The sequence below is a fragment of the Empedobacter sp. UBA5036 genome (genome assembly GCF_002415215.1).
Taxonomy (GTDB): Bacteria; Bacteroidota; Bacteroidia; order Flavobacteriales; family Weeksellaceae; genus Empedobacter; species Empedobacter falsenii_B.
This window is the reverse complement of record NZ_DICC01000002.1, coordinates 1-4,232: the sequence shown is the minus strand read 5'-3', so window position 1 is coordinate 4,232 and position 4,232 is coordinate 1. Positions and strand designations below refer to the sequence as shown.

The following is a 4,232-nucleotide window of genomic DNA, read 5'->3' as shown; positions in this document are numbered from 1 at the left end:
CCCGGTGAGCATCTAACTAAACTTCTAACATGTTTTCAATCGCTCGCTTTTGTAAGTCTTTGAGAAAGTTTTGGAGTTCATCGCCAGTTTTAAACTGTTTGAAAAAATCATCCGGAGATAGGTCTTTTGTTTCCATAAATATGTAAATATTTAATGTATAAAAAAAATTCTGCTCGATTTTAACCCAAGCAGAATTTTATACTTACACTGTTTTTTGTACTGTGTCTAAAAAAGGGATACGACATCGTCGTATCCCTTTTTTAATTTAAGCAATAAACAATTTTTAGTATTGAATATCAATTAAAGATTTTAACGGAATCAAAACTCCATTCTTAATTTGTAAAAATTTATCCGTAACAGACCAAACAGTCGTCTCAATTTTCTTAGGACCTTGATCTGTTTGAAATGTAATATATGCTTTCGATTTGAATTCGTTTCCTAATCTTACTGCACCATTCAATTTGTTTGCCTCTACCGTTACTTCGTCTTTTGGCGCGTCTAAAAATTTATAGTTTCTTACTTCTTCTTTTTCGATAAGTTCTGCTTTCATCATTTTTTTAAATTTTGGTTAATTTAATCTTCCATAACACATGTATGAAATTAATCATATTTTTCAATAAACCATAACTTTCGTCATATTTTTTTGAACTTAATTAGAATTATTCAAAATACAGACCAAAATCAATTTTATGAAATTAAAATTGGATTAGAATATTAATCTTTTCTTCAACATATTAATCTGAAATAATATTATAGAAATCACTAAATTTGCAGAATGTCAGACGAAAAGAAATTTAAATCCGGTTTTGTAAATATCATAGGAAATCCAAATGTTGGAAAATCTACTTTGATGAATATGTTGATGAAAGAGCGTTTGGTTATCGCAACACACAAAGCGCAAACTACACGTCATCGTATCAAAGGTATTTTAACAGGAGAAGATTATCAGATTGTATTTTCGGATACGCCTGGTGTTTTGGATCCTGCTTATGAACTGCAAACAAAAATGATGGATGCAGTAAATGAATCGTTGGTGGATGCTGATGTGATTCTTTATGTTGTAGAAATTGGAGAAAAACGATTGAAAAATGAACAAGTTTTCGAACGTCTGCAAAAAACATCTACACCAATTATTTTATTATTGAATAAAATTGATACAGCTACGCCAGATCGATTAAATGAAGCAGTAGAATATTGGCACGAATTATTACCAAAAGCAGAGATTTTACCTATTTCGGCAAAAGAAAACGTGAATGTAGATTTGTTGATTAATAAGATCAAAGCAATTATTCCAGAAGGTCCGCAATATTATCCAGAAGATCAATTAACAGACCGTTCGGAGCGTTTTATTGTAAATGAAGTAATTCGCGAAAAGATTTTATTAAACTATCAAAAAGAGATTCCATATTCTGTTGAGGTAGTAACAGAACGTTTCAAAGAAGATTTGAATTTAATTTCTATCGAAGCTGAAATTTTTGTTGAGCGTGACTCTCAGAAAGGAATTATTATTGGACATAAAGGAGAGTCTTTATCGAAAGTAGGAAAAGAAGCAAGAGAAGAGTTAGAGAAATTCTTTGATAAAAAAGTATTCTTGAAACTTTTCGTGAAAGTGCGAAAAGACTGGAGAAGCAAAGAGAATGATTTGCGTCGTTTTGGTTATTAAAAACGGTTAAAAAATAGATAAGTCTTGAGAAATCAAGACTTTTTTTGTGGCTTTACCTAAATTTTAGTTGTAAATTTATAGAACAATCTATTCTAGAATTTAATTATTATGGCTAAAATATTATTTCCAACCGATTTTTCGGAAACAGCGAACAATGCTTTTTTGTATGCGTTAAACCTTGCAAAAGTTCTCAAAACTAATATTAAGTTAGTCTCGGTACAATCAAATCTTAAAAATTATCTTGAAGTTACAGAAGAAAACTTCGAAAATTATATCAATAAACTTAAAAATATTGCAAAAGAAAATAATCTTGAACACGTTAAAATAGAGAGTTCTTTGGTTGTTGGCGATTTGTTGTTGATGATTTTGGATATTATCAACAAAGAAGATATACAATACGTGGTGATGGGAACGAATGGACAAAATAGTTTAGGCAAAAAGTTTTTTGGTTCTAACACGGTAAATGTCATTAACAATTCGCCTGCACCTGTGTTGGTTGTTCCAAATAATGTAAAATTTAAAGAAGAAAGAAATTTTGCTTACGCTACATTGTTCAATCAAAAAGAAGCAAAAGCTTTATCGCAAATGGAAGAAGTGACAAAACGTTACGATAAATTGTTGAACATTGTACATGTTGATGATAAATCGATTACTCCACAAATGTTAAGCGTGAAAAAAGAATGGGAAGAAGAATATCCTGAAGCGATGATTACAATTGAACCGAGTAAAGATGTAGAAGATGGTTTAATCAATTATTGTACAAAAAACAACATCGATGTTTTAGGTGTTGTTCACCGTGAATTATCGTCTTTCGAAAGATTATTTACAATCAATCATAGCCAACGATTATTATCGAGTGCAAATGTTGCATTATTGGTTTTTCAGGAAAGTAAATAAATCAAAAACACAAAAATTTGAGCGGAGAATTCTCCGCTTTTTTGATTGGCTAAATTTTTGCAACAAATTTTCAAAACACTTTTATGACGGAACTTCAGAAAATACAAAACCTCAAAAAACATAAAGCTATTGCGACAGGATTATTCATTTTGATGGCTTTTATTTACTTTTTGATGGTTTATCTAAGTCAACATTCACCTGTGAAATGGATCGGATATGTGGAAGCATTTGCCGAAGCAGCGATGGTTGGTGCGCTTGCCGATTGGTTTGCGGTTACAGCTTTGTTCAAATATCCGCTTGGACTTAAAATTCCGCATACAAATCTGATTGAAAATAGTAAAAATGCAATCGGAGATAATTTGGGACAGTTTGTAACTGAGAATTTTTTGACGCCATCTACAATTCGTCCATATATCGAGAAATTAGAAGTTGTAAAATACGCAGCAGATTGGTTGAATAAACCTACGAATCAAGAAATGTTGCAAGAAGAGTTGATTAATTTCTCCAAGAAAATTGTCAAAGACTTAGATGATAAAGATGTCGTTGATTTTATAACCTTGAAAGGTGATGAAATTTTAAAACAATTTGATTTACCTGAATTAGTATCATCAAGTTTAGAGTATATTTTAGAAAAGGAAAAACACAACGAAATTTTAGAAGCAATTATTCCAAAAGCGAAAGAATATATCTTAGAAAGTGATTTGATTATTAAAGATAAATTAAACGAAAAACATCCTGTGATTTCATTTTTTGCTGGTAAAAAAATATCGAAAGGAGTAGTAGAAGGCGTGGTGAGTTTTTTGGATGAGGTTGAAGAAGATAAAGAACATCCAATTCGTCATAATATCGAACGAATTATCCGAGAAAATATTCAGAATATAAAAGAATCTCCCGATTGGAAATTTAGGTTAGAATCGCTTCGAGATGATTTTATCACAAAAGAACGATTGAATGATTATGCTTTGGATTTGTGGTTGGCGATTAAACAAAATTTGACTGAAAGTTTTGATGATGATAATTCTGCAATGCAAGTTTACATTAAAAAAAATATAATAAAATTGACCGAGAATTTGAACGATAACCAAGAAATGATTGATAAGATTAATGGTTGGGTGCGTCATTTTATTTACCGTATGATTTTACGAAATGTCAAAGAAGTAGAAAGTTTGATTAGTAATACCGTTGATAAATGGGAAGGAAAAGAGTTGAGCGAAAAGCTAGAATTGGAAGTTGGGAAAGACTTGCAATTTATTCGGATTAACGGAACGTTGGTTGGAGGACTTGTTGGTTTAGTTATTTACACGATTACGCAATTGGTATTTCATTAAAATTTAAAAGCTCGAGAATCTCTCGAGCTTTTTCAATTAACAACTATAAATATTACTTAAAGGACTGTCTCTTAAAGTGTGTAAGTTCAAAAATTAAGCTTGGGTTAGGTTCTACTTTTTAGAGTCTAACCCTTTCTTGATATAGGATTAAAAATTGATCAATAATAACTCCCCAGTTTCTTACTGGCATAGACCATTTTTTAGTTGCTTCTCTCACAGCCAAATATACGGATTTCATAACAGCTTCATCTGTAGGGAAGGATAATTTATTTTTAGTGTACTTCCTTATTTTACCGTTTAGATTCTCAATTAGATTGGTGGTGTATATGATTTTCCTAATATCT

5 protein-coding genes are annotated in these 4,232 nt (G+C 30.9%); 3 read left to right on the top strand and 2 right to left on the bottom strand.

Features of this window, described 5'->3' with window-relative positions; translation table 11 throughout:
- Nucleotides 1-283 precede the first annotated feature (283 nt).
- A complete protein-coding gene (locus B4J88_RS00120) occupies nt 284-553 on the bottom strand; it encodes a hypothetical protein (protein ID WP_038334819.1) in 270 nt (89 codons plus the stop codon).
- Nucleotides 554-775: 222 nt separating this feature from the next.
- Between B4J88_RS00120 and era the strand changes: the two genes are divergently transcribed.
- The 3 genes from era (at nt 776) to B4J88_RS00105 (ending at nt 3,888) form a co-directional block, all read left to right on the top strand.
- Entirely contained in the window at nt 776-1,663 is an 888-nt protein-coding gene (gene era, locus B4J88_RS00115) for a GTPase Era (RefSeq protein WP_038334822.1), read from the top strand.
- A 108-nt stretch (nt 1,664-1,771) separates the two neighbouring features.
- The gene (locus B4J88_RS00110; RefSeq protein WP_125350660.1) at nt 1,772-2,560 is read left to right on the top strand and encodes a universal stress protein; all 789 of its coding nucleotides are present in this window, start codon (nt 1,772-1,774) and stop codon (nt 2,558-2,560) included.
- An 83-nt stretch (nt 2,561-2,643) separates the two neighbouring features.
- Entirely contained in the window at nt 2,644-3,888 is a 1,245-nt protein-coding gene (locus tag B4J88_RS00105) for a DUF445 domain-containing protein (protein ID WP_291065799.1), read from the top strand.
- Nucleotides 3,889-4,006: 118 nt separating this feature from the next.
- Here B4J88_RS00105 and B4J88_RS00100 read toward each other — a convergent pair.
- On the bottom strand, nt 4,007-4,232 hold a 226-nt coding region (locus tag B4J88_RS00100), incomplete at its 5' end, for a transposase (RefSeq protein ID WP_291065797.1).